The sequence below is a fragment of the Pantoea sp. YR525 genome (assembly GCF_900116775.1).
In the GTDB taxonomy this organism is placed as follows: domain Bacteria; phylum Pseudomonadota; class Gammaproteobacteria; order Enterobacterales; family Enterobacteriaceae; genus Pantoea; species Pantoea symbiotica.
The window spans coordinates 156471-176504 of the sequence record NZ_FPBU01000003.1 but is presented as its reverse complement, the minus strand read 5'-3'; the positions used below and the strand labels follow the sequence as shown (position 1 = coordinate 176504).

The following is a 20034-nucleotide window of genomic DNA, read 5'->3' as shown; positions in this document are numbered from 1 at the left end:
TATCAGTAACCATAAGCCACCCAATGTACAGTCGGCGTTTCACCCGTAACCGGGTGCGTAACTGCCAGAGAAAAACGTGTTTTTGCGACGCCAGATACACCCGGATCCTGATCGCGGTGCACGGCAAGCGAGCGCCCGGCCATAGAGCCTTGCGTGTCATAAGATGGACTCGTCAGGGCGGCAAGCGTTGTCACCTGTGCTGTTTTAAATGCCTTAATGAAAGGCACCCGATAGTAATGCGTGTAATACGTCTGCCCGCCAAGCGCCTGCGGGTTGAAAGCCCCTACCGGCGTCAGTGAAAGAGTTCCCCCCTGCACGGTAAATCCGTTTGGAAACTCAACGTAAAAGTTTGAGCCGTTCATCGTAGCTGCAAACGATGACATATCAGGGATTTGATTTGCGCCGGTACCGACTGCCCGACCTGCGGCTGTTCCCATCAGACCTTTAATCAAAGCAATGGCATCACTTACGGCCTTCGGCGTTGCTGCAAGCACCTCGCTATTGCTGTCGGTGTCGCTGCTCAGGAGCGCCTTGAATGCAGCCTGCACAAATGCCGTTGTCGCAATCTGAGTATCATTTTTTGTTACTGCCGGTGTGGGCGCTTTTGGTATCCCGGTCAGTGTCGGGCTGGCTTTAGGCGCATATTGCTTGTGCGGATCAGCGTCAGCAATGTGCTGCGCCATGAGATTATCTGAGTATGCTTTCACCTCGATCACGGCATTATCAACATACTGCCGGGTCGCCAGCACAACGGCTGGATCGATTTTTAGCGTCACTGCTGTCGTGCTGTTGACGATGATAATCATGCGGACAGTCTGCGTTCGCCCGCTGCCTTCAGCCAGTAGCGGCTTGTAGGTCTCGGCACAGTTAGCAACGGCAATCAAAATGCCGCCTTCGTCATACAGACCAATTTCACGTATCCAGAAACCGCCTTCACCCTCCGGGATAATCTGCTCGGCAACGATCTGGCTGCTGTTGGCGTCGTCAATAGTCAGTGAATTAAGCTGCGCGCGGCGCTTCTCTCCGATGAGTTTCGTCTGCGCTGGATCAGGCGTGGGCAACGTGCCGCCGCCGTCACCGACCGCCATTGATGTGATGTTAACTTTTGTGCCGAGCGCGGCGGCGTTAGCCAGCAAGGCCGCGCCCTGATTGGTCAGCAGGGCAAAATATTTTGTCGTCATGCGCTCACTTCCGTCAGGTCGATAAGATGCACCGCCGCACCGGAATAGACCGGCCCGCCGACGCTGATTAATTCAGGGGTGTAGGGATAAACGGTCAGCTCGTCGCCGCTGTAGCTGGCGACAGCAACCGGGATTGCGCCGTTTGCATCGAGATTGATGGACAGCCCGATCAGATGGCGGCTGCACGGCTTAGCATCCGCAATTAACCGTTCCAGCTCGTTGTACATTTCCTCGGTGATGCCTGTATCAAGCACACCCACATCAAGCCGGAACGTGCCTGGCGTTTCGTTAGTCTTCCACCATTCGATAACGCGGATCAGATAGCCCAGCGGCTCAACCACACGACGGATAGCGCCGATGGTTCCTTTATGGCGGTGCACATACCGCGCTGCAGTAACAACGGCGCGCTTGGTTGATTCACTCCAGCCAGAATCCCAGCGGTCAACCGACCATGCCCACGCCAGATAGGGCAGCAACTGCACCGGGCAGGTTTGCGGGTTCCAGAGCTGGCGCAGCGGCACATTCATCGTGCTGAGAGTCGCCAGCGCTTCAGCGGCGGCGACTTCCAGTGACGACGAGCCAGTAGGCAGCAGGCGATCACTCATCCGAGCCTCCCACGGTCAGCGTGTAGCCGGTGCAATATGCCGCCTGCGTCTTGTCCAGCACCACATCTGCGACAGGCTGAATCAGGTTAACGCGCTGTACGCCCTCAACGTGGATAGCCGCATACAGTGCAGACAGGCGAATGTCGCGGCCCAGCCGTTTCTGTGCCGTGACATAGGCCGCGAGTTTTGCCTCTGATGCCGCGCGAATAGGTTCAGCCTCCGGCCCCGGATAGAGATAAAGCTCAGCTTCGATAGCGTATTCAACGATCTGCGCCGACTGCACACCTACGCGGTCAGCCACCGGGCGCACGTTCTCATCGTTTAGCGCTGCATCCACCACCGCCAGCAGGTCGTCGGCAGCGGTGCCATTACCCTCGCGCGCCAGCACAGTTACCGTAACAACGGCAGGCGATGGACTGATGGCGGACGCGTCCGCCACTCTGCCGTCGGCGCTTCGGGCGTGGTACTCATATGCGCCAGTCGGCCCGGCAACGCTTAAGCCTTCGAATGCAGCGGCGATACGGGCGCGAAAATCATCATTACTTTCCATCACCGCCGCCGTGGGCGGGATGGTCGTTTCGTCTGCCGCTGAAATGGTCAGGCGCTCAACGCCGTTATTCGCACCGAGCTGGTCGAGGTCGTCGTCAAGCGCGTAAGCCACCATCACGGCCTTAGCCGCTTCATTGATACGCTGGCGCAGAATCACTTCGCGATAGGCATTTTCCTGCAGCAGCTTCACGATGGGTTCAGATTCAAGCGCCAACGTGCGGGCGACAGCGGCCTGCTGTTCTTCCGGGTAGAGCGAAATCAGCGTGGCTTTGCGCTCGGCCAGCAGGATTTCATAGTCCAGCGTTTCCACCACGTCGGGCGCAGGTAGCTGGCTCAGGTCGATTGTTGCCATGTTCTCAGCTCACAGGAACGGTTAAGGAAAAAGGTTGCGTCGTGTCGGTGCGGTTGCCGGTTAGCTCGACCACCATGCCGCCGTTGTAATCCGATTCAAAGTTAATGGCGGTGAGTTTGACGCGCGGCTCCCACTGCAGGATCGCCATATAGCAAGCGGACATAATCTGCAGGCGTAGCGATTCGTTTTGCGGCTGGTCAATCAGCGCCGACAGCAGCGATCCATATTTGCGCCGCATCACCCTGGAGCCGAGCGGCGTTAACAGAATGTCGCGCACTGACTGGCGGATATGGTCGAGGTCGTTAAGCGCCTCGCCGGTCTCCCGGTTCATGCCGATATATTTTGCTGCCGTCATTCAGGGCCATCCGTTCTGCTTCCGCCGCGCTGCACGCCACCGTGATCGTGGTCATCTACAACAACGCCGTTCGAGTCGAATTTCCCGCCGCTGTGCTCAACGTTGCCGGTCATCTTGCCACCCTCTGAAAACTCAAACGTTTTGGCTTTTAGGTGCGCAGAACATTCAACCTCTGGCGTACTCAGCAGGATTTTTACCGCCGCCTCAATGGTTGCGGTCTGTATGCCTGTTGCTTTGAGTGCACCGGTTTCCGGCTCGTACTCAATTACTGCGCCGTCAGGGAATGACCAGTGCAACGCATCAGCAGATGCGGATGGGGCGGGGTTGTCATCCGAGAAGATGCCCGGCAGCACAAACCCGGTATCGAGTTCGCCGCCGAGGCATAAAACGAGCACCTGCTCACCTACTGACGGTGCATTCCACGAACGGGTTTTACCCGCACGCGCAGACAGCCAGTGAAGCCAGCCGGTTGTGTTGTTTCCTGTATCCACGCGGCATAACCCGTCGTCAAGTTTTACGGCGGACACGGTGCCAATACGGATTAAGTTGCGCAGCAGGCGCAGAATTTCTGTAAGTTGTTCGTTCATATCTGAATTGTGCTTTCACCTGACAAGTGGAACAATCAACAATGGTCCTGTCATGAACGAACAAACACCAAGCAGAGGCAAAGATGATTGTTTCTAAGATTGAAATAAATGAGCCAAAGGAGTTACTTAATTATTTTTTGAGTTGGCAAAACAATTTTAATGGCATCGTGTTTAGGGGGCATAACGATGAATCTTGGAAACTCACCCCAACATCATTACGCATTAGCGAACGAGACAGGCCCTTATATAAAACGTTATACGGGCATTTCCCTGAAGACATAAAGGAAACTGAGTTTATTCAGGCTGCATATGAATTTAATTACCTGCAAAAATTTTTCATTCGCGCAGACCTACAAGGTTTGAAGGTCCCCAATGATTACATTTTAAGAAACTCACCCCGTGATTTCATTGGAGCAAATGCATTAGAGTATCTAGCCAATCAACAGGAATGGCCTCCCAGAACTCTTGATGAGTTGGCTGGTTTGGCACAACATTACGGAATTCCAACTCGCCTGTTAGATTGGTCTTATGACCCATTCATAGCACTTTACTTTGCATTGAAGGACTCATGGCAAGCTGAAGGTAATTTAAGCATCTGGTGTTTAGATACAAACTTAGTCAGGGTTGTGAGCATGAACAACCCTGACTTTCCCCTAAGGATTATTACGCCACCTTATTTTAACAATCCTAACTTAAATGCACAGAAAGGACTTTTTACATTAATCCCCACAGTGGAAAAAGAGATGGGAATTGTGAACGCGAAATACGAAAGCAGACCACTTGATGAGTACATGGAAGAAAAATTTCCAATGGAAAAATTACTTAAAGGCATTCACCCACTAAAACACATTACATTTCCCCGCCACTCTGCACTACAAGCATACAAATATCTTGAGTCTCATGGATATGGTTCTGAAAAAATCTTCCCAGGGTACAAGGGAATTGCAGACCAGATAATGCAACCACATCAATTCCCATAAATCTAATACAATCTTTCATTACAAGGCTCTTATTTCGAGAGTCTTATAATAATCTCTTGTTCAATAACTATCATGTCGCTCTCACCGATGCCCAGCAGCGGTCGTGATTCGTACTGCACCTCTTTGCCGTTCCGCGATGGCCTGTCCCTCAAGCCATAATGATGCACCCGCACCATGCGCTGCACGCGCCCAGTAAACTCAACTACCGCTTCATTTGAGGTTGCCTGCGCTTTCATGTATTTCGCGGTGCGGAGTTTGGCAAACATCTCGCGCTTAACCCGGCCCTTTTTGCTGCGTATAGGCTGCGGCTTGCGCGGCTTAAACGGCGTGCCGTCTGGTGCCTGCTGGCGCTTGATATTCTGCTGCTGACTGGCGCGCAGCTTCTTCGCGATGTTGCGGGCCATTTCTTTGCGTGACTGCGCAGACAGGTTGCCGATCAGCGCATTGAGGCGGTCGTTAACCAGTTTTAAGTCGCTCATTGTCGCCACTCGCTAACCAGATCACCGCCAGCATAGAGCTGGAAGGGCCGCGCATCGTTCTCAGCTAATGGATTTTCGCCAACATGTTTAACGTGCAGTTCTTCACCCACGCGCTTAACGATCACCCGCTCGCTCAGTTGCAGGTCAATACTGATATCGCTGGCCGTGTCGCTGATAACATCGGCCTTAAATGTGAAGCCGGTCTGTTGCTTTTCTTTGGTCGCCATGATGTCGGGTTCATTCACGCGCAACCATTCCAGCATCGGGACAACCAGCAGATCGATATCGCCTGTGTAGTCGGTGATCACCATGTTCAGCCGGTACTGATATTCAAACGACAGCGAGGTGGCGAGCGTTGACACGATACGCCCGCTGTCAATAAACACATTCAGGCTGTCAGGGTTGCGCTGCAGCAGCGGCACGCTGTCGGTCAGCGCCTTGCGCAGTTGTTGGGGTTTCAGCATCGTGTTGCTCCTGGCACTCTTTAATGATTTCGACCTGCAGCCCGCATGAGGCAAGCGCCGCTTCGAGCTGCCGGTTATCCGCCGCCAGATCGCCCGCCGTTCTCAGGCTATTTCCCGGCACCGGGCAGCTTGTCACGCGCGGACAGCCAATCCAGATAATCTCTGGCGCTGGTGAAGGCGGGGCGGGTGTGCAGCCTGATAACATCGTCAGGCAAAGCAGTAACAGACCAGTCACGGAGTATCGGGTTTGCATCGGTTTCCCTCTGTATGTGTGCTTCTCGCGTCAGCGCTCCGGCGCTGGCTTTGCCCTGCATCAGCCGCAGCGTGGCTTCGCGCTTTTGCCCTTCGTTGTTTTCAGTTTTAAGCCGGGTGATGGCTTTATCCCTGCTCTCGATACCGGCGGACAGTGTGCCGATAACCCGCTGCGCGCTCGCCAGCTCATCGCTGGCAACCGACCAGCGCCAGCCGGTTAACGCCAGCGCCAGAATCGCCACGGCCAGAAGGGTTTCCGTAATGCGGATCACAACGCCCCCTCAAGACACCATGCCAGCTCGCGCACGCGGCGGTTATCCAGTCCCTGATTGAACACGCCTTTCACGTATACCCATCGCGGCAGCTGATAGCAGGCTTCGCGCCAGCGGTTCTGATTCAGCAGCTTTACCATTGTTGAGCTGCAGGCGTTGCCCGTGCCGACGTTGAAGGCCAGCGACACCACGGCGTCGTAAACCTTTTGCGGCACCTTCACGAACAGGCAACGCGTTAACGCCTTTTCCGTGCGGAGCACGTTAGCGATAAAGGTTCCTGCCGCCTGCCGTTCTGTAATGCTTTTTCCCGGCATCACGCCCACAGTGTTGCCGATGCCGTCCGTCCATTTGTCCGCGTCGCACTTGTACGGACTCAGGCGACAGCCTTCGTAATCGGCGATAAGTTTCAGTCCCTCAACCGAGGTGTGAAGCTGCTGAAAGCCCGGCAGCGTGGCGGCAATCGCCAGCACCACGCCCACCGAGCAGCGCTTAACGGTTTGCAGATTCATAGTCACTCCGGCTGATGCGGCCCGTTGCAAAAAGCTGGTAGGTTTTGCGCCGGTAATACCAGCTCACCAGAAACATGCCGACGCCGAGCACCATGCCGAGGATCGTCGCCACGTCCTGCAAATCCCATTTACCGAGCCAGCCCATCACCACGGCAATGCTGTAGGTGATAAAGGCGCTGATGCGCTCCATCGTGATGTTCATGATTCAGTCCCAAAGGTTAACGGTCTCACCCGTTGGCGATTCCGGCAGCTCAGGCAGATCGACCGGCCAGCCGTGCGGCAGTATCGGCCCGGCGTCGGCGAGGCCGGGGTTGGCATCAAAGACCGATTCCGTTACCTGCTCCGTGCGCCCGTAGTGGCGGTAGCAGATATCGTCGACGGTATCGCCCTGCAGCGCGTAAACCCGCGTCACAGCAGGCTCACGATGCAGTTAGGGCGCTCACCGACGCGGCTGATACTGAACCGCGCGTCGCGCCAGTATTCGTCGGCGCTGGCCTCAACTTCTCCGGCCTTCTTCGTGCCGCTGGCGTCATAGCCGCGATAGCGCTCGGCGATGGTGGCGGCGGTGATCGCCTCGACGGCGGCGAGGTAGTGCGTGATTTTTTCGCTCACGCCGTCCAGCGCTTCCGCCGGGACGTCAGCAAGCGTTTTGAAGCCCGCCGCCATCTGGTCGGCGCGCCAGTCGTACAGCTCAGCGTTCACTTCGCTAATCGCCGTTTTCACCGCCAGCCGCAGGCGCTGCGCGGTGACGGTTCCCTCGTAGCGCAGTGACTCGCGCAGATGCTGCAGGTCGATATCAGGCCAGAAAAAGGTGTTCTTTACCGGCGGCTCGGCAGTCTCTGCCGGTCGCTGTGCTGCAATTACCAGCGTGCTCATAGTTGGCCTCAGAAATAGGTGGGCGGTGGAGGACGGCGCAGACACTGAAAGTGCGTTGCCGTCCTGCCGCCCTGCGCGGGGTCGCGTCCGGTCAGCGGCTGGCCTGCGCCTGCTTTTTCATGGCAGTCGCCAGCCGCTCTATGTCTTTTTTCACGCCGCAGCCCTCGTTAAGCTGCAGCGCGCGTTTCAGGTGGTGCATGGCTTCCGGAGTCCCGCCCGAATCGCGATACACATACCCGGCGATTTTGTGCAGCTTGGCGCGCACCTGATCGGGCATGTCTTCGGCGTCGGTCAGCCGGATGGTTTCAAGCAGCGGCGCAATATCGACCGCCTCTTTTGCCGTCCAGGCGCGTGTCGCGGCGCTGGCCACTTCTTCGGCCAGCAGGTACGGCAGGCTGTCGCGTTTGAATCCGTCGGGCGGCACCAGACCGTGCGTTAATGCGTAACGGGCGATTTCGAGCGCGCCGGTTACGTCGCCTGTGTCCAGTCGCCAGATCATGACGGTCATCACGATGGCATCCTGCGCGCCGCGCCCGCTGTTCATCACGCCTGCAATCCACGGCAGGTAGTCGGGCAGGAGCTGGCGCTTTAGCTCAGCCTTGCGCTCTACCGAGTGGACTTTCTTCAGGCGGCGCTTGTCCTCGTTGAGTTTCACGAGCATCTGCTCATAGCCGGTGGCGTGGCGCAGCGGGTTCGCATCCCGCTGCGATTCAGTTTCGGCCTGGACGCGCATCCGGTGACGGCGGGCGGGACTCAGCATGCGTTACTCTCCCGCTGCCGGGGTTTCGGTGGTGGCTGCTGCCGGTTCGCTGAAATCACCGAGCTCGATGTTTTCAATCACGCAGCCCGCCGCGTAGTCCTCCACCACGTAATCCTCGTTAGCGGATTCGTAGTTTTCGATGCGGTCACGCTTCGGCACCTCTTCGATATGGCGGCGCTGCGTGCCTTCCTGCCAGTAAATCGACAGGTTATCGGTGCGGGTGATCATCATGGCGTTCGCCGGGAAGTACGGCACGCGCACCGCTGGCAGGTTGCCGATACGCTTCTGGCTGATGATGACGTCAGCGGCAAGCTGCTCGGTGTTCGCCTGGTCTTTGTTCACAATCGGGAAATACTTATCGGCCAGCAACTGACGACCCACGATGACAACCAGCTCCGGGTCTTCCTGATACCACGGCTCGATCAGGTTATTGGTGGCGTCCATCACCAGCGCGTCGAGGTTCGCGTAATCGCCGTCTTTGCCCACGCGGATTTTGGGCGAAATCACCGTGCCATCTTTCTCCGTGATTTTGCTCATCACGCGGCTCGGCGCTTCGTTGCGGTACTTCTGCAGCCAGCCCACCGCCACGTCCTGCAGCATTGGATTCGCTGCGCGGTTAGAGGTTTTGGCGCGGTGCGTGCCGTTAAAGCCGATCATGATGCGGTCCAGCGCCTGTCGCTGGATGATGGAATCGCGCAGACGCGTCTGGAAATCGTCGTAGCGCGCCCACAGGTCAAGCGTGTTGTAGCGGATGTGGAAATCAAAGTTGACCTGCGCGCACTCATAGCCCTGGCTATCGAGCGAAGAGAAATCAGCGGTTTCGCGCTCGTCGCCGCCAGCGGTGTCGGTGGTGCTGGCAATCGAACCGGACACGCCGACGCCGATTTTTTCTCCCTTCATTTCCGGTACCGGCACGATGTTGATGCGGGTCAGAAACGCGGACGACTCCTGCACGCGGGTCATCAGCTTCTGCGTGACCGACGGCTCGACGCTGAATTTCTTGTTCATGTCGTCGATTTCTACGCCGTTCAGCTCGGCGACGCGGGACATATAGGCGTTAAATTTAAAGCGGGTATTCTTGCGCATTGGCGCTCCTGTTAATCAGTAATCAGGTTTTCTCAATACGGCGTATCAGCAGTCGGTCTGCACGCTGCCTTTGTTGTCGCCGCCGGTCGCAGGCGGACGACGGTTAAAGCCGCCGTCAGTTTTCGCCAGCGTCTCCTGCAGGGTGCTCAGCGCTTCGCGGTCTTTACCGGCTTCCAGCTCAAGCGCCGCGATGCGATCGGAAAAGGTTTTTTCCAGCGCTGTTACCTGCTGCGAATGGTTTTCGCCGTTCTTCTGCACCTGCTCGGCGACGGCAGTGACAGCCGCGCTCACGTCGCTAAAGCGCTCGTCATCGGTTTTTTCTTTGCGGGTAAACAGCTCTTTCACGCGTGACAGCAGCGACGGGCCCGCGTCGGCTTCGTCGTAAAACTCGATCAGGGTTTCTTCGGCGGCGGTAAACAGGTTTTCTTTGTCCTGCTTGCGGGACGCCAGCGGGTTGGCTCTGGCGGTGGCGCTGAAGCTCAGGTATTCGGTGCCGAGGCTTGCCGGGTCGTCGGTCACGGCCAGACCAATCAGATAGGCTTCGCCGGTGTCGGAAAATTTCGGGTTTACTTCAATCGAGGTGTAAACCTTCTGGCGCGCTCTGGTCAGCTCGACCAGCTCCGGCGTGGGATCGATGTAGCCAAACAGCGCGAGCTTGCCCGCAAGCGGCCCTTCGGTGATTTCTTCGGCTTCGACCTTCGTGACGTCACCAAAGCGGCGGAACGTGCTGTCGGCGGCATAGCCTTTGATGTGTTCCATATTGACGCGTGCGCCGTACACGGTAGGGTCATAGTTTTTCGCCATCTGCGAAATCCAGTCGCGGGAAATCTCGCGGCCGTCGGTGGTTGCTCCCTGCACAGCGATGCGGAAACGCTTTGCTTTAGTTGCCATTAATCAGGCTCCGGTCAGTGGGTTGGTTCGGTTCGGGGCCAGTTTCACCGCCGCCACCCAATCCCTCAACGCATGGCCGCCCGCTCATACATCAGCAAACAGCGAGTGCAGGCGCGCCCAATTTGCCACCGGTAGCCTTACCGGCATGAACATGACACCCGGCACCATCATCAGCGATCCGCGCCGTCAGGCTGCGCTGCTTTACTGGCAGGGATTTTCCGTGCGCCAGATTGCGGAGACGCTCGGACAGAAAACGCCGACCGTGCAGAGCTGGAAGCTGCGCGACGAATGGGACAGCATCGCGCCCATCAGTCGCGTGGAAGCCAGCGTGGAAGCGCGGTTGATTCAGCTCATCATGAAAGAGGTCAAGGGGAACGGTGATTACAAGGAGATAGACGCGCTCGGGCGTCAGATTGAACGGCTGGCGCGCGTCGAGCGCTACCGCAGCAGCGGCAACGAGGCGGATCTCAATCCCAACGTGCGCAACCGCAACAGGGGCGAGCGCCAGCCGGTAATCAAAAACGTATTCAGCGACAAGCAGACCGACAAGCTAACCGGCCTGTTTATGGAGGGCTGCTTTGCGTATCAGCTCGGCTGGCATCAGGCCGGACTCGCGCACCGCATCCGCAACATCCTCAAATCCCGCCAGATTGGCGCAACGTTTTACTTTGCCCGCGAGGCGCTCATCGATGCGCTGACCACCGGGCGCAACCAGATTTTCTTATCCGCCAGTAAGGCGCAGGCGCACGTCTTCAAAAACTACATACTCGACTTTGCCCGTCAGGCTGACGTCGACCTGAAAGGCGATCCGATTGTGCTGCCCAACGGCGCGCGCCTTATATTCCTCGGCACCAACGTGCGCACCGCGCAGAGCTACACCGGCAACCTGTACCTGGATGAATATTTCTGGATACCGAAGTTTCAGGAGCTGCGCAAAGTCGCCAGCGGCATGTCGCTGCACAAGAAGTGGCGCACAACCTACTTTTCCACGCCGTCGAGCCTGTCTCACAGCGCTTATCCGTTCTGGTCTGGCGAGCTGTTCAACAAAGGGCGCCGTAACAGAGATGACCGCATAGAGCTGGATCTCTCGCACTCGCACCTGGCGAAAGGCGCGCTGTGCGGCGATGGGCAGTGGCGGCAGATTGTCACGGTTGAGGACGCGCTGACCGGCGGCTGCAACCTGTTCGATATCGATCAGCTGCAGCTCGAGTACAGCCCGTCTGAATATCAGAACCTACTGATGTGTGAATTTGTCGACGATGAGGCCAGCGTGTTCCCGTTCGCCGAGCTGCAGACCTGCATGGTCGACAGCCTGGAAGAATGGACGGACTTTAACCCTTACGCCCTGCGCCCGTTCGACTATCGCCCGGTGTGGATTGGTTACGATCCTTCGCATACCGGCGACAGCGCCGGATGTGCGGTTATTGCGCCGCCGCTGGTGAAGGGCGGCAAATTCCGCGTGCTGGAGCGCCACCAGTGGCGCGGCATGGACTTCGCCGCGCAGGCGCAGTCGATTAAGCAGCTCACCGAAAAATACACCATCGAGTACATCGGCGTGGATGCCACCGGCATCGGACAGGGCGTGTTTCAGCTTGTGCGCCAGTTCTTCCCGGCGGCGCGCGAAATCAAATACTCGCCCGAAGTTAAAACCGCCATGGTACTGAAAGCGAAAGACACCATCAGCAGCGGCCGGCTCGAATACGACGCGGGCCAGACCGATATCACGCAATCCTTTATGGCGATCCGCAAAACCATGACCGCCAGCGGCAACCGTTCAACTTACGAAGCCAGCCGCAGCGAGGAAGCCAGCCACGCCGACGTCGCCTGGGCAATCATGCACGCACTGCTTAACGAACCGCTTACCGCTGCGAGCGGCGGCGATAACCCTTCATTTATGGAATTCTACTGATGAGCAAACGCAAAGACCGCAGGGCATTCACCGCACAAACCCAGACTGCGCAGGCAGCACCGCAGCCGTTCGAGGCGTTCAGTTTCGGCGAGCCGACGGCGGTGCTGGATAAGCGCGATATTATGGATTACACCGAATGCATTCATAACGGGCGCTGGTACGAGCCGCCGGTCAGTTTTCACGGGTTGGCGAAAAGCCTGCGCTCGGCGGTGCACCACAGCTCGCCGCTGTACGTTAAGCGCAACATTCTGGCTTCAACCTTTATCCCGCACCCGCTGCTAAGCCAGCAGGAGTTCAGCAAGTTCGCGCTGGATTATCTGGTGTTTGGCAACGCCTTTGCCGAGCTGCGCCGCAACACGCTTGGTCAGCCGCTGCGCCTTGAAACGTCACCGGCCAAATATACGCGGCGCGGCGTCGAAGATAGCGTGTACTGGTTTGTCGGGGAATGGAAGGAGGCGTACCAGTTCGAGACGGATCAGGTGTTCCACCTTATTGAACCGGATATCAATCAGGAGCTGTACGGCCTGCCGGAATATCTTAGCGCGCTTAACTCCGCCTGGCTGAATGAGTCGGCTACGCTGTTCCGCCGCAAGTATTACCAGAACGGGGCGCACGCCGGTTACATCCTGTATATGACCGACGCGGCGCAAAGCAGCAGCGATATCGAGCGTATGCGACAGGCGATGCGCGACACCAAAGGTATCGGCAACTTCCGCAACCTGTTTATGTATGCGCCAAACGGCAAGCCGGACGGCATCAAGATTTTACCGCTCAGCGAAGTGGCAACGCGTGATGATTTTTTTAATATCAAGAAGGCCAGCCGTGACGATCTGCTAAGTGCACACCGCGTACCGCCACAGATGATGGGTATTATTCCGGATAACACGGGCGGGTTTGGGGATGCGGTTAAGGCGGCGCAGGTTTTTGTGCGGAATGAGTTGACGCCTTTACAGGAAAGGATGCGAGAAATAAATGATTGGCTTGGACTAAGTGTAATAACTTTTAAAGATTACTCGTTAGGTTTAGCTTGAAAAAAGTGCCGCCTAATGCGGCACTTTTAAGTAATTTTTATTTACGTCTATAAATAATAGACAAATCTGCACAAACTGATGAAATCTGGAATATTCTGTTATCATTTGCAGGAAGCTCTCTAATGAGCTTTAGGTCTTTTTCATCATGATAGAACTCAGTTGTTATTGCCTTTCTAAGTATTGCGAATTCACCTAAAGGATATTCCCTCCCTCCGTAAACTTGAATTTCGCTTGCCAAGGTGGTTATTTCTTTAATTTTACGCTTAAGTTTATTCAGATGGATGATTTCATTATCTTCGTTCTTACCCATCCAGAATTCAATTGCATTGTCTTCAAGCTCACCCAATGCTTTTTTCACATCACCAATCCATGAATTTCTAGCATTCTTTCTCAAAACAAACCGCGCAACTAAACCTGCAACTAACCACCCTGTCACATTCAAAGCCCATGTAATCCATTGAGCATCTGTAATTCCATTATCAGTCGCCATCTTTCAAAAAAACCTCACATTTATGCATGCTTATTTTTTTCATCTTCAATATATTCTTTAATCTCCCCAATTAACTCAGGCTCTTCATTGGAGATGATATGTATGTTATTAACAATATTAAATGGAACACCCATCCTTATAAGCCCACCAAATCCCTCTTCAAGGAAAGAGGAACCATAGCCAATTGTTTGATCCAGATTAATGGTAACTTTATAATTTAAATTGTCATTAAAAGTTTCCCCATAGATATCTTTTAGCTGTTTATATAAATACATTTTGAAGGCCTCACCTGATTGAGGGCCTAACTTAATGAATCTTGGTCCCGGATAGGGGAACTTTTCAGAAACTTTAATTACTTTGTTCATTGATGACCTCATGCACACTGGCATCTAAAGGGATTGCCCATTCAATGATTGTACCACACACACTGGTTTTTTGCTCTTTCATGTAGTCGTCAAGCTTTGAGTTATTTCTGAAATATCGATAATAACCTTTGTTACTGTAAATTGTTAAATGCCCCTCATTCATAGTGTCTATAATAGATCGAATATCTTTAAGCCCTTTCCCCCTGTTTCCTTGTTGTGTTCTGGTTCTGCCCATCCTTGAGGCAATCTTTATCATTGCAGAATCATTAAGTCTTTTTAACTGGAGAGCGTTTTTAAATTTTTCAATGACACCTTCAGCACGAGTGAGCGGAAGAGAGCAAGGTATACCAATACCTTTGTCGCAAATCACAACTACTAGTTTATTTTCTTTTACACCTGCAAAAGCCCACCATTTCGTCATTTCTTGTTTTGCATCAGGCATATCATGGTATGCATGCTCGACACAGTTAGCCATTGCTTCAATAAAACCTTTAATAAGTTTTCTTTGTGCTCGGTGACTAATTTTAACTTCTATTTCCCTCATCGCTCCTGAAGCATGTTCTGTATCTGAGTTAACTCCAGAAGCATAATTCCAATAAGCAACGTCGTCGTAATCTTTGGTTTCTCTTTTATTTTTCTTCAATAAATCATAAAAACCTATTTGCTTAAGTACACTTTCAACTTTGTCACTCTTAGGATGCGTGAAAGTTATGCAATTTTTCCCAAGAGTACTAGTCGACAAAAGAGTATCGACTTCTGCTAAAAATGAAATCATGGCAGATGCGGTAATTTGCTTGGTGTTATCAAAGTTTATTGAAACTCTCTTCTTTTTATTTAAGACAGCTCTCTTAACTTTTAGGATAAAGTTATTTGTTTTATTAAAATTCACCTCATTATAGTAATCTATGCATACAGGGGCATAAATTACATCTTTAGCTTCGGCATTAAGCGAATAATTAACATCTGAATCATGCTTTAAATACCTCAGCTTAATAACTTGCTTAAGATTCTTTTTTTTATCGTGATTCGTACCACTATCGAGTGTATTTTTAAAAACCTTCTTCAATTTGCTTCTAAATTTTCTACGCGCTATTTTATGCATATTTTTATTCATTTTTATAATCCAGCTAAAAATTAGCTCAAATGATATTTCAATTTGCTGCCTACCTGCAACTCTACTTCATTTAATCATTCGGTTATTACACAAACCAAAAACAAACACTTAGTTATTATCACCCCCGTTACTGATTGCAGTGCTATCAGAGTGGACACGCAAGCTCAGGCGCGCAATGCTTTCCCCGCCACGCCTGCCCGCTTCATAGGCTGCTTTTAATGCACTTGCACGATCCAAAAAAAACGAGGCCAGCACTGGCCCCGTTAGACGTTTCTAGCGGTGTTGATCTCATTCAGATCCATGCACCTTATGCATGCATGACTTATTGGAGCTTAAAATCATCCACTGAATCGGATTTGAAAGGAATCATGCCTTCTAACTCGTTCATGAATTGCATGCCTTGCTTTAACGAAACGGGGTACGGTATTTCCAGCATGAAAACAAAATCGTAAGTTTTGCCCAGCCAGTAACCTCCACCGCATTCTTTAGGCCTCTGGAAAAACACCCATTCGCCGGGTTTGTAGTAGGTGAGCACTTCACCCCGGTAAACGATCTGGAATTTTTCAGGACTTTTTGACATAGCCTAACGCCTCGCCGTGCTCGTTGTTCAACATTGCTCTCGCCAAAATCAAGATTTTGACAAGCACAACGTTCTCTCAATGATGCCAGCTATCGTCTTCCCATACGGACTGGAGGATATCCATTACATTTTTTTTATCTTCGTCCATCCTCAGGCCGCTTAACTCAACACCATTTGCACTGCCCTTGCGGATGCGGATTGCCATTCTTGGGTATTGGGGGTGCAGGTTTTTAAGCAATTCCGATTCCAATGCATCAAGCGTTGACTGGCTAATCTTTTGCTCTTTATCGATCATGATTTCAATTCGCATCACAGCTACCTCAAGGATTATTTTTCAATGGGTACAGCCGAAAATACGACTGAAAATTGTTTATTCGCCATCGCGGTATTGCTAGCGATTTCAGCTATCAGATTTAGCGCAATCTCCCTATCGCGTTCTCTGCACATTCCTTCACTAGTAAGTCGAGCAATCAACTCAACACGTTCAAGCATTACCCGCTCTTGTAATTCGTTATCCACGCGCCCTCCCCCAACAATCACTGTACATCTATACAGTATCATAGCATTTAGTTTAAGCGGAAGAAAAAAGTGTCAGTAGAAACAGGTTTTTATCTGCATGATATGAAACATCTTTATCGCCCTTACCCCAGCGACTAACATCACCCGCGAATCGCCTGTTGTTGCCTAACAATTTTCCGAGTTTCGTTAACCTTAACCTATGGGTGAGCATTTTTTGCTCTAACTGAATCTGCTAATCGGTTAAATCTCGCTAATATGCTGCCCTTCCTAGCTTCTGGTTTGGTTCTCAACAAATCACCGCATGTTGAAGCACGACACATTTTTCCTGCTATCTCAGTCTGAGTTCCACCGATGAGGCGCACGGCAAGTCCGCGACTAATAGTTTCACCGCAAAAATCTCTCACCTGGCTAATCACGTTGTCGCAAGCAGCCTCTATTTTTTCCGATCGCCTTAACTTCCTAAGCCGTTTTTTAGGCTGTTCCACCCTGATTCGGGCAAGAAGCTTGCGTCGTTCTTTGCGACTCATACCCTCAAAGTCGATTTTTGCGTAACTTTCCGGCGGGTTCGAATCTTCAGATCTCAAACCCTCCGTACAGTTATTGACAGAACTCCGAGAGGACGCGGGCGCGTCCAAAAATTCAAAGGCCAAATCAAGGTCAACATCTAACGCCGAAATCGGCTTAGGTGCGCTTTCAAATAGGGTATCAATTGAACGCTTTGGAACGATCTTCCACTGTGTAAGGCGGGTTAGAATTGGTGTATCGGCACCAACTTCGGTAGCAAAGACGCCCTTAATGCGCACGGTTTCTTCGCCATATTCATTAACGTCTTCGCCTGGCTGATACCATGTGCGCACTGCCAGATCATCGCGACGGACAAACGGCCCGCCTTGGGCGTTAACATATCCCGCCCAATCACCGGCATCTGCCGCATCATGCGCAGCAGCAAACTCAACACTAAGGCCGTGCGCCGTTTCACTATCAGCCATGCGACGCAACTCGCGATACACCGTTACCGGCGCTCCGCCCACGAACTGGAATTGGCGTATGTGCCAGCGAGCCGCCCATGCAGAAACAGCGGGCGCTGTTTCCTTCAACTCTTTTCCGCTTTCGTCGTCTAGCTCGCCATCGAGCGCATAGCCGTCGATGTTTTTAGAAATGTACTTCGCCACATAACCAGTAGCGCTTCCTTTGTCGGGATCGATGGCTTCAGCATGGAACCTCGCCTTTCGGGCTTTCTCAGTGCGCAGCTCGTCACTATCTTGCTGATAGGCATAATCGCGGACTATCTCGCGCACCAGCTCAACATCTTCCGGTCGCATAAACATCAGCATGTGCCAGTGTGGTGTACCATCATGGTGCGGCTCAGCAACACGAATCCCGAAAATACGGATTTCTTCTCTGTGCAACTTTGCACGGATTTTCTGCCAAACATTGCAGAGATAACGCTGCGTGTCTGCCGGGCTGGCTCCGTTCCATTTACGGTTGCGATGGCCGGTTTTGATGGTAGCGTGAAAGCGCGCCGGAGCGGTCAGTGTGTAAAACTCACCAACAAAGCCCATGTCATTGCAGATATTTTCAAAGCCGCGGATACGCGTCATTAACTCGCAGCGACGGATCGCCGGATTAGCCACACTTCCATCGTATTTGTCGATAAGGCTGATGCGGTTGCCTTCTTCATCTTCAAGCTCAAGCGACTTTAAAAATTCACGCGTGCGGCGCTTTTGCTCGCGCCATTCCGCAACGGTCATGTTGCTGGCGTATGGGGTATGTTTTTTGCTGACGTTCGCCAGCGCAATTTGTAGATGCTCGCGCCATGAGGCAGCGACGCGACGCAGCCGACCTTTCCACCACTTTTCGGTTTGCATACGCCTGATCGCAGGTGTTACCTCTTCCGGATCAAAAAGTCGGGATGTGACTTTCTCCCATAGTGGCGGGGTTTGGTTGAACTCGCGTGTGATGGTGGCGGCGGTCATGTATACACGGTGAGTGTATTTGTAATCTGACTCATCTTTTGCCTGTTGGTGGGCTTGCACCAATTCAGCGAGGATTAGGTTAGCAATATCACCTGCCAGCAAATCAACATCAGCGCGAGCCATGTTAGGAAGGCGATTAAAACGGCGCATTAAATTATGCAATTGTCCGCCAGCAACGGCGGCGTTTTCCCGGTCAGTAGCATTTTCACCCAGTAAGTTCAGGGTGCTGCCTTTCATTACACCAAGGCGATATTGACTGCTAACAACCTCAACGCGTGGCAATGTGCGCTCTACAAAAGTCTTCGTAAAGTACGCATTGGCACGGGCTGTCCCCTGTGTTTTTTCAAGATCACTGATGCGGCGCTTTACGTCGAGCTGTACAAGTGCCGGCTGCTTTTCAAGTAGTTCCTGCGCACGAACTAAAGCCGCATTCATCTGATTGCGGCTGTGCATTTCCTCATAGGTGGGGTATGGGCTGGCGATGGCTTCCCGTGGAGCGTTCCACGGGTAAGCGAATTCTTGATTCATTCCGCCGCCTGCATTTCTGCTGACTGGGAACCACTGATAGCCTTCTCAAAACCGATGTATGGTAAATGCCGGACATTGGTTGCGATTATCTCAGCACCTCGCTTTGATGCACCTGCTTTGCTGCCAATGCTGCGCGGTGCTGTTACAGACGAGGTGTGAAACTTGCTGTAAAGCTGACGGGTAAACTCGTTATCGCTGTTGGAACAAACCACCGTATTCGATTCGGCAATCCCGGATAACATTGAGGCCAATTGGCAGTGTTGTTCTTTACCAAACCCCTCGCCGAAATACTGGCTGAATGTGCCGTCGTATGGAGGATCGCAATAGACAACATCGCCTCCTTCAACCATCTGCAGGGTTTCTTTGAAATCTGCACAAATGAAAGTGGCGCGCTGTGCCTTTATTGCAAATGCTTCGATTTCAGCCAGTGGGAAATAAGCTGTATCGTTTTTGGCGAACGGAGTATTAAACCCGCCTTTTTGGTTGTAACGGCAGAGACCACGATATCCGTGGCGATTAAGGTAAAGGAAATAAACGGCACGCTGCAGAAGTGTCAGTGAAAGACAAAGATTAAACTCTGCGCGGATGCGGTAATAATCCTCATAATTAGCATTTTGGTTAAACATCTGAGCCGCCATGACTATAAACGGGCGCGAATGCTCTTTAACCTGACGATAGAGATTAATTAAATCAGGGTTAATATCAGCTATTAAATATTGCGGATAATCCGTATTCATCATCACTGCACATGAACCAGCGAAAGGCTCAACCAATCGCTTACCCTGTGGCAAATGAATAGAAAGAGCGGGCATAATGCCCGCTTTGCTGCCAGCCCATTTTAGAATCGTGCTCATACTGCACCGCCTTGATAATGCATGCTCTTAAGCTCGCCAATTGATTTACAGGTAACGCAAAGCTGGACACCCGGCAGAGCACGGCGGCGGGCTTCAGGAATTTCGGCATCACATGACAGGCAGAAGAATTCGCTTGCGCCGGTAGGATGCTGTTTAGCGCTTGCAAGATTGCGCGCCAGTTCTTCCTGCACACGCTGTTGTACTAAATCCATCGAATCCGCCATCAGTGCACCGCCTCTTGAGCTTCGCTCTCATAGCGCTCGGCTTCCTGACGCAACAACTCAGCAGCTTCAATGCCGCTCAGTCCTTTTTGTTGAATCCGCATAGCCAAATCAGTTAATCGGCGAGCTACCTGCAGACCGCGCTCGGCACGTTCTTCTGTGCGGGCCTGCGTGATGATTGTGGAAAGCTGTTCAACATCGACCCCTAATTTTATTGTTTCGATATTTCGCATATTTAATTCTCCAGAA

Annotated in this window: 29 protein-coding genes; 3 read left to right on the top strand and 26 right to left on the bottom strand. The window is 52.8% G+C overall.

Features of this window, described 5'->3' with window-relative positions; translation table 11 throughout:
• Window positions 1-2: 2 nt before the first annotated feature.
• From BM323_RS07340 to BM323_RS07320, 5 genes are read right to left on the bottom strand one after another with little or no spacing between them, the layout of a single operon-like run.
• The gene (locus BM323_RS07340; protein WP_091003461.1) at window positions 3-1181 is read right to left on the bottom strand and encodes a phage tail protein; all 1179 of its coding nucleotides are present in this window, start codon (window positions 1179-1181) and stop codon (window positions 3-5) included.
• The gene (locus tag BM323_RS07335) at window positions 1178-1786 is read right to left on the bottom strand and encodes a phage tail protein I (RefSeq protein WP_091003458.1); all 609 of its coding nucleotides are present in this window, start codon (window positions 1784-1786) and stop codon (window positions 1178-1180) included. The genes BM323_RS07340 and BM323_RS07335 overlap by 4 nt, the downstream gene beginning before the upstream one ends.
• A complete protein-coding gene (locus BM323_RS07330; protein WP_091003456.1) occupies window positions 1779-2687 on the bottom strand; it encodes a baseplate assembly protein in 909 nt (302 codons plus the stop codon). The genes BM323_RS07335 and BM323_RS07330 overlap by 8 nt, the downstream gene beginning before the upstream one ends.
• A gap of 4 nt (window positions 2688-2691) precedes the next feature.
• Complete coding sequence (locus tag BM323_RS07325; RefSeq protein WP_091003453.1) at window positions 2692-3042, bottom strand: GPW/gp25 family protein; 351 nt, start codon at window positions 3040-3042, stop codon at window positions 2692-2694.
• Window positions 3039-3629, bottom strand: coding sequence for a phage baseplate assembly protein V (locus BM323_RS07320; RefSeq protein WP_091003450.1), 591 nt, complete (start codon window positions 3627-3629; stop codon window positions 3039-3041). Before BM323_RS07320 ends, BM323_RS07325 begins: the two co-directional genes overlap by 4 nt.
• A gap of 83 nt (window positions 3630-3712) precedes the next feature.
• On the opposite strand from BM323_RS07320, the gene BM323_RS07315 reads away from it, so the two are divergent.
• Window positions 3713-4609, top strand: coding sequence for an FRG domain-containing protein (locus tag BM323_RS07315; protein WP_091003447.1), 897 nt, complete (start codon window positions 3713-3715; stop codon window positions 4607-4609).
• A 29-nt stretch (window positions 4610-4638) separates the two neighbouring features.
• Here the strand turns inward: BM323_RS07315 and BM323_RS07310 are convergent, their stop codons facing one another.
• The 11 genes from BM323_RS07310 to BM323_RS07265 all read right to left on the bottom strand — a co-directional run bounded on the left by BM323_RS07310 (window position 4639) and on the right by BM323_RS07265 (window position 10198).
• Complete coding sequence (locus BM323_RS07310; RefSeq protein ID WP_091003442.1) at window positions 4639-5088, bottom strand: phage virion morphogenesis protein; 450 nt, start codon at window positions 5086-5088, stop codon at window positions 4639-4641.
• Window positions 5085-5552, bottom strand: coding sequence for a phage tail protein (locus BM323_RS07305; RefSeq protein WP_091003439.1), 468 nt, complete (start codon window positions 5550-5552; stop codon window positions 5085-5087). Before BM323_RS07305 ends, BM323_RS07310 begins: the two co-directional genes overlap by 4 nt.
• Window positions 5485-5757, bottom strand: a complete 273-nt coding sequence (gene lysC / locus BM323_RS24560; RefSeq protein ID WP_254773231.1) for an Rz1-like lysis system protein LysC — start codon at window positions 5755-5757, stop codon at window positions 5485-5487. Before lysC ends, BM323_RS07305 begins: the two co-directional genes overlap by 68 nt.
• Window positions 5660-6076 carry an Rz-like lysis system protein LysB gene (gene lysB, locus BM323_RS24615; protein WP_091003435.1) on the bottom strand — a complete coding sequence of 139 codons (417 nt, stop codon included), beginning with the start codon at window positions 6074-6076 and terminating at the stop codon, window positions 5660-5662. Before lysB ends, lysC begins: the two co-directional genes overlap by 98 nt.
• Window positions 6073-6585, bottom strand: a complete 513-nt coding sequence (locus tag BM323_RS07295; protein WP_091003432.1) for a lysozyme — start codon at window positions 6583-6585, stop codon at window positions 6073-6075. Before BM323_RS07295 ends, lysB begins: the two co-directional genes overlap by 4 nt.
• A complete protein-coding gene (locus tag BM323_RS07290) occupies window positions 6566-6781 on the bottom strand; it encodes an HP1 family phage holin (protein ID WP_254773233.1) in 216 nt (71 codons plus the stop codon). The genes BM323_RS07295 and BM323_RS07290 overlap by 20 nt, the downstream gene beginning before the upstream one ends.
• Before the next feature lie 9 nt (window positions 6782-6790).
• A complete protein-coding gene (locus BM323_RS07285) occupies window positions 6791-6997 on the bottom strand; it encodes a tail protein X (protein WP_091003423.1) in 207 nt (68 codons plus the stop codon).
• Window positions 6994-7461: a head completion/stabilization protein gene (locus BM323_RS07280; protein WP_091003422.1), complete on the bottom strand. Its 468-nt coding sequence runs from the start codon at window positions 7459-7461 to the stop codon at window positions 6994-6996. Before BM323_RS07280 ends, BM323_RS07285 begins: the two co-directional genes overlap by 4 nt.
• Before the next feature lie 91 nt (window positions 7462-7552).
• A complete protein-coding gene (locus BM323_RS07275; RefSeq protein ID WP_091003419.1) occupies window positions 7553-8221 on the bottom strand; it encodes a phage terminase small subunit in 669 nt (222 codons plus the stop codon).
• Window positions 8222-8224: 3 nt separating this feature from the next.
• Complete coding sequence (locus BM323_RS07270) at window positions 8225-9307, bottom strand: phage major capsid protein, P2 family (protein ID WP_091003414.1); 1083 nt, start codon at window positions 9305-9307, stop codon at window positions 8225-8227.
• A 45-nt stretch (window positions 9308-9352) separates the two neighbouring features.
• Entirely contained in the window at window positions 9353-10198 is an 846-nt protein-coding gene (locus BM323_RS07265; RefSeq protein WP_091003412.1) for a GPO family capsid scaffolding protein, read from the bottom strand.
• Window positions 10199-10343: 145 nt separating this feature from the next.
• On the opposite strand from BM323_RS07265, the gene BM323_RS07260 reads away from it, so the two are divergent.
• Both BM323_RS07260 and BM323_RS07255 read left to right on the top strand, forming a co-directional pair.
• Window positions 10344-12107: a terminase ATPase subunit family protein gene (locus tag BM323_RS07260; protein WP_091003409.1), complete on the top strand. Its 1764-nt coding sequence runs from the start codon at window positions 10344-10346 to the stop codon at window positions 12105-12107.
• The gene (locus BM323_RS07255) at window positions 12107-13138 is read left to right on the top strand and encodes a phage portal protein (RefSeq protein ID WP_091003406.1); all 1032 of its coding nucleotides are present in this window, start codon (window positions 12107-12109) and stop codon (window positions 13136-13138) included. The genes BM323_RS07260 and BM323_RS07255 overlap by 1 nt, the downstream gene beginning before the upstream one ends.
• A 37-nt stretch (window positions 13139-13175) precedes the next feature.
• Here the strand turns inward: BM323_RS07255 and BM323_RS07250 are convergent, their stop codons facing one another.
• The 10 genes from BM323_RS07250 to BM323_RS07205 all read right to left on the bottom strand — a co-directional run bounded on the left by BM323_RS07250 (window position 13176) and on the right by BM323_RS07205 (window position 20018).
• Entirely contained in the window at window positions 13176-13628 is a 453-nt protein-coding gene (locus BM323_RS07250) for a hypothetical protein (RefSeq protein WP_091003403.1), read from the bottom strand.
• Between the two features lie 20 nt (window positions 13629-13648).
• Window positions 13649-13993: an STAS-like domain-containing protein gene (locus BM323_RS07245; protein WP_091003399.1), complete on the bottom strand. Its 345-nt coding sequence runs from the start codon at window positions 13991-13993 to the stop codon at window positions 13649-13651.
• Entirely contained in the window at window positions 13977-15107 is a 1131-nt protein-coding gene (locus BM323_RS07240) for an ATP-binding protein (RefSeq protein ID WP_091003396.1), read from the bottom strand. The genes BM323_RS07245 and BM323_RS07240 overlap by 17 nt, the downstream gene beginning before the upstream one ends.
• Before the next feature lie 322 nt (window positions 15108-15429).
• The gene (locus tag BM323_RS07235; RefSeq protein ID WP_091003393.1) at window positions 15430-15687 is read right to left on the bottom strand and encodes a hypothetical protein; all 258 of its coding nucleotides are present in this window, start codon (window positions 15685-15687) and stop codon (window positions 15430-15432) included.
• A gap of 76 nt (window positions 15688-15763) precedes the next feature.
• Window positions 15764-15997, bottom strand: a complete 234-nt coding sequence (locus BM323_RS07230) for a DinI-like family protein (RefSeq protein WP_091003390.1) — start codon at window positions 15995-15997, stop codon at window positions 15764-15766.
• A gap of 17 nt (window positions 15998-16014) precedes the next feature.
• Window positions 16015-16206, bottom strand: a complete 192-nt coding sequence (locus BM323_RS07225) for a hypothetical protein (RefSeq protein ID WP_254773230.1) — start codon at window positions 16204-16206, stop codon at window positions 16015-16017.
• Between the two features lie 197 nt (window positions 16207-16403).
• Window positions 16404-18710: a replication endonuclease gene (locus BM323_RS07220; protein WP_091003384.1), complete on the bottom strand. Its 2307-nt coding sequence runs from the start codon at window positions 18708-18710 to the stop codon at window positions 16404-16406.
• Window positions 18707-19564, bottom strand: coding sequence for a DNA adenine methylase (locus tag BM323_RS07215; protein WP_091003380.1), 858 nt, complete (start codon window positions 19562-19564; stop codon window positions 18707-18709). Before BM323_RS07215 ends, BM323_RS07220 begins: the two co-directional genes overlap by 4 nt.
• Entirely contained in the window at window positions 19561-19788 is a 228-nt protein-coding gene (locus tag BM323_RS07210; protein ID WP_091003377.1) for a TraR/DksA family transcriptional regulator, read from the bottom strand. The genes BM323_RS07215 and BM323_RS07210 overlap by 4 nt, the downstream gene beginning before the upstream one ends.
• A complete protein-coding gene (locus BM323_RS07205) occupies window positions 19788-20018 on the bottom strand; it encodes a DUF2732 family protein (RefSeq protein ID WP_091003374.1) in 231 nt (76 codons plus the stop codon). Before BM323_RS07205 ends, BM323_RS07210 begins: the two co-directional genes overlap by 1 nt.
• Window positions 20019-20034: the final 16 nt, after the last annotated feature.

What these genes read in the sequence shown, in the direction of transcription:
- BM323_RS07340 (WP_091003461.1), bottom strand. Translation starts at nt 1,181, where the DNA reads ATGACGACAAAATATTTTGCCCTGCTGACCAATCAGGGCGCGGCCTTG.
- BM323_RS07335 (WP_091003458.1), bottom strand. Translation starts at nt 1,786, where the DNA reads ATGAGTGATCGCCTGCTGCCTACTGGCTCGTCGTCACTGGAAGTCGCC.
- BM323_RS07330 (WP_091003456.1), bottom strand. Translation starts at nt 2,687, where the DNA reads ATGGCAACAATCGACCTGAGCCAGCTACCTGCGCCCGACGTGGTGGAA.
- BM323_RS07325 (WP_091003453.1), bottom strand. Translation starts at nt 3,042, where the DNA reads ATGACGGCAGCAAAATATATCGGCATGAACCGGGAGACCGGCGAGGCG.
- BM323_RS07320 (WP_091003450.1), bottom strand. Translation starts at nt 3,629, where the DNA reads ATGAACGAACAACTTACAGAAATTCTGCGCCTGCTGCGCAACTTAATC.
- BM323_RS07315 (WP_091003447.1), top strand. Translation starts at nt 3,713, where the DNA reads ATGATTGTTTCTAAGATTGAAATAAATGAGCCAAAGGAGTTACTTAAT.
- BM323_RS07310 (WP_091003442.1), bottom strand. Translation starts at nt 5,088, where the DNA reads ATGAGCGACTTAAAACTGGTTAACGACCGCCTCAATGCGCTGATCGGC.
- BM323_RS07305 (WP_091003439.1), bottom strand. Translation starts at nt 5,552, where the DNA reads ATGCTGAAACCCCAACAACTGCGCAAGGCGCTGACCGACAGCGTGCCG.
- lysC (WP_254773231.1), bottom strand. Translation starts at nt 5,757, where the DNA reads ATGTTATCAGGCTGCACACCCGCCCCGCCTTCACCAGCGCCAGAGATT.
- BM323_RS07295 (WP_091003432.1), bottom strand. Translation starts at nt 6,585, where the DNA reads ATGAATCTGCAAACCGTTAAGCGCTGCTCGGTGGGCGTGGTGCTGGCG.
- BM323_RS07280 (WP_091003422.1), bottom strand. Translation starts at nt 7,461, where the DNA reads ATGAGCACGCTGGTAATTGCAGCACAGCGACCGGCAGAGACTGCCGAG.
- BM323_RS07275 (WP_091003419.1), bottom strand. Translation starts at nt 8,221, where the DNA reads ATGCTGAGTCCCGCCCGCCGTCACCGGATGCGCGTCCAGGCCGAAACT.
- BM323_RS07270 (WP_091003414.1), bottom strand. Translation starts at nt 9,307, where the DNA reads ATGCGCAAGAATACCCGCTTTAAATTTAACGCCTATATGTCCCGCGTC.
- BM323_RS07265 (WP_091003412.1), bottom strand. Translation starts at nt 10,198, where the DNA reads ATGGCAACTAAAGCAAAGCGTTTCCGCATCGCTGTGCAGGGAGCAACC.
- BM323_RS07260 (WP_091003409.1), top strand. Translation starts at nt 10,344, where the DNA reads ATGAACATGACACCCGGCACCATCATCAGCGATCCGCGCCGTCAGGCT.
- BM323_RS07255 (WP_091003406.1), top strand. Translation starts at nt 12,107, where the DNA reads ATGAGCAAACGCAAAGACCGCAGGGCATTCACCGCACAAACCCAGACT.
- BM323_RS07250 (WP_091003403.1), bottom strand. Translation starts at nt 13,628, where the DNA reads ATGGCGACTGATAATGGAATTACAGATGCTCAATGGATTACATGGGCT.
- BM323_RS07245 (WP_091003399.1), bottom strand. Translation starts at nt 13,993, where the DNA reads ATGAACAAAGTAATTAAAGTTTCTGAAAAGTTCCCCTATCCGGGACCA.
- BM323_RS07240 (WP_091003396.1), bottom strand. Translation starts at nt 15,107, where the DNA reads ATGAATAAAAATATGCATAAAATAGCGCGTAGAAAATTTAGAAGCAAA.
- BM323_RS07235 (WP_091003393.1), bottom strand. Translation starts at nt 15,687, where the DNA reads ATGTCAAAAAGTCCTGAAAAATTCCAGATCGTTTACCGGGGTGAAGTG.
- BM323_RS07230 (WP_091003390.1), bottom strand. Translation starts at nt 15,997, where the DNA reads ATGCGAATTGAAATCATGATCGATAAAGAGCAAAAGATTAGCCAGTCA.
- BM323_RS07220 (WP_091003384.1), bottom strand. Translation starts at nt 18,710, where the DNA reads ATGAATCAAGAATTCGCTTACCCGTGGAACGCTCCACGGGAAGCCATC.
- BM323_RS07215 (WP_091003380.1), bottom strand. Translation starts at nt 19,564, where the DNA reads ATGAGCACGATTCTAAAATGGGCTGGCAGCAAAGCGGGCATTATGCCC.
- BM323_RS07210 (WP_091003377.1), bottom strand. Translation starts at nt 19,788, where the DNA reads ATGGCGGATTCGATGGATTTAGTACAACAGCGTGTGCAGGAAGAACTG.
- BM323_RS07205 (WP_091003374.1), bottom strand. Translation starts at nt 20,018, where the DNA reads ATGCGAAATATCGAAACAATAAAATTAGGGGTCGATGTTGAACAGCTT.